This is a genomic window from Actinophytocola sp., from assembly GCF_035712165.1.
Taxonomy (GTDB): domain Bacteria; phylum Actinomycetota; class Actinomycetes; order Mycobacteriales; family Pseudonocardiaceae; genus DASYTH01.
In genome coordinates this window covers 1-2,137 of the sequence record NZ_DASTBH010000493.1, presented here as the reverse complement: position 1 = coordinate 2,137, position 2,137 = coordinate 1, and the positions used below count along the sequence as shown (strand labels likewise).

The following is a 2,137-nucleotide window of genomic DNA, read 5'->3' as shown; positions in this document are numbered from 1 at the left end:
AAGGTCGGCCACGCGGGCGGCGTCATCGTCCGGGCGACTCCCGAGTTCGACGACGTTGCCGCGCTGGCCCGCCGGCTCGACCGTCCCGAACGGCAACTCCTCGCCGAGGCGGCGGCCGCGGCGGCCGCCGCCGGGCTGATCGAAGGCGCCGCGCTGCCCGCCTACGCCCGCCCCGCGTGACCCGTCCGGCGCCTCCGCCCCCGCGTGAGCCGCTCGCCCTCGAAGGCCGACGCTTTCGCGCCGGCGATCGGCGGCCACGTCAGCACGCGCCGACACGGCCGCCGTTGGCCGGACCACATCGCATCACCGCCTGGAAGCGGTACGGTGACGGGGAGTTCCGCACGTCGCGATTCCGCTCCGCACAGCCTCAGGAGGGCCAGATCGTGAGCTCCGAGGGCCGCATGCCCGCGGCGTTCTTCGGGCACGGCAACCCGATGAACGCCCTCGAGGTCAACCGCTACACCACCGCGTGGCAGGCCTTCGGCGCGGCGGTCCCCCGGCCCCGAGCCATTCTGGTGGTCAGCGCCCACTGGTACATCAACGCCACCGCCGTCACCGCCATGGCTCGGCCGCGAACCATCCACGACTTCTACGGGTTCCCACCGGCGCTGTTCGACGTGCAGTACCCGGCACCCGGGCTGCCGGAGATGGCGGCGGAGGTCAGCGACGTCGTCCACCCGACCTGGGTCGGCGCGGACGTCGACAGCTGGGGCATCGACCACGGCACGTGGTCGGTGCTGGTGCACGCGTTCCCGGACGCCTCCATCCCGGTGGTTCAGCTCAGCATCAACGCCGACAAGCCCCTGGACTACCACCTTGAGCTCGGCGCCAAGCTGGCGCCGCTGCGGGAGCGGGGCGTGCTCGTCGTGGCCAGCGGCAACGTCGTGCACAACCTACGGGGCATGAACTGGAACCTGGCCGACGAGGGCTACGACTGGGCGCGGCGCTTCGACGAGGACGCCAAGGCCCGCATGCTGAGCGACCCCACCGAGTTCGCAACGCTCGACGCGCACAGCGACTTCCGCCACGCGGCACCGACGCCCGACCACTTCATCCCCGCCCTGTACCTCGCGGGTCTGGCCGGAGCGAACGGCTCACCGGAGGTCGACGTCCTGGTCGACGGCTACGCCTACGGATCCCTGTCGATGACGGCGTACACCCTCGGCCTCCCGTGCCCCCACGCGGCCGGCGAGGGCGGGTCACCGCATCCACCAGCCGACCTGCCACCCGACGGATCCAACATCTGATCCGAGTCAGGCCCGACCGGGGACGCGGCGACTCACCCCGTTCCACAACGGACTGACGGTGCCTTCGTAGCGTCGTACGTCGTACGGCCGAGCGCCGGTACGGATCAGGTCGCGCTGCAGGTGATCGGTGCCGTCGCCGGGCTGGTGAACGTGAAGCCGCTCGGCGGCGGTGTGCCGGCCGGGCGGTTGGCACCGAACCCGAAGTACACCGTCGCACCGGGTTTGACCTGGGCCGTGTTGGGCGCGGGCCGGAGACTGGCCGCGTCGCCGCTGCGCGAGAGGATCGCGTTGAACGCGTAGGTGACCGTGTGCGCGGCGGACAGGGTGAGGGTCGCCGTCCAGTTGGTGACGGTCGCGGTGGTCATGTTGTCGACGATGAAGGTCAGGAACAACGCCTGTGGGCCAAGATCCTGCCGGGTGACCCTGCAGGTCGGCGCCGGCGCCGACGGTGTGGTGAACGTGACCGCGTCGGAGCGCGGAGACCGGTTGCCGCTGGGGTCGAACGCCACCACGGCCACGGTGTACGTGGTGCCCGGTGTCAGCGGCTGCACGTAAGCGTAGGTGGGCTCGATGAGCGTCGCTGACCAGTCGGTCCAGACGCCGTTGACCTGCCGCTGCACGTAGTACCCGGCAACCCGGTCGTTGTCCGTCGAACCACCGGTGTTGATGGTCGCTGAGGTGAAGCTGATCGGGTTCGCGGTCGGAGTGGCCGGCTTGGTCGGCGCGATGGTATCCGTGGCCGCCAGTGCGGCACCGGCCGGGAAGATGCCGGACGCGAGCGTTCCTGACACGAGTGCGGCGAGCCCGACGGCGGCGAACCCGCGCGTGCGCAAACCTCTCATGGAGTCTCCCTGGGGCGGTTGGGTCGGTCCTGCGCCAAGGCCGGCGCA

2 protein-coding genes and 1 pseudogene are annotated in these 2,137 nt (G+C 71.2%); 2 read left to right on the top strand and 1 reads right to left on the bottom strand.

Annotation, left to right across the window (positions count from 1 at the left end; translation table 11 throughout):
* Both VFO68_RS27930 and ygiD read left to right on the top strand, forming a co-directional pair.
* A pseudogene (locus VFO68_RS27930) lies at positions 1 to 180 on the top strand (TIGR00299 family protein); the annotation flags it as partial.
* Positions 181 to 383: 203 nt separating this feature from the next.
* Entirely contained in the window at positions 384 to 1,247 is an 864-nt protein-coding gene (gene ygiD / locus VFO68_RS27925) for a 4,5-DOPA dioxygenase extradiol (protein ID WP_325161383.1), read from the top strand.
* A 104-nt stretch (positions 1,248 to 1,351) separates the two neighbouring features.
* On the opposite strand, the gene VFO68_RS27920 is transcribed toward ygiD, so the two are convergent.
* On the bottom strand, positions 1,352 to 2,089 hold the full coding sequence (locus tag VFO68_RS27920) for a cellulose binding domain-containing protein (protein ID WP_325161382.1): 738 nt from the start codon (positions 2,087 to 2,089) through the stop codon (positions 1,352 to 1,354).
* Positions 2,090 to 2,137 lie beyond the last annotated feature (48 nt).

What these genes read in the sequence shown, in the direction of transcription:
- VFO68_RS27920 (WP_325161382.1), bottom strand. Translation starts at nt 2,089, where the DNA reads ATGAGAGGTTTGCGCACGCGCGGGTTCGCCGCCGTCGGGCTCGCCGCA.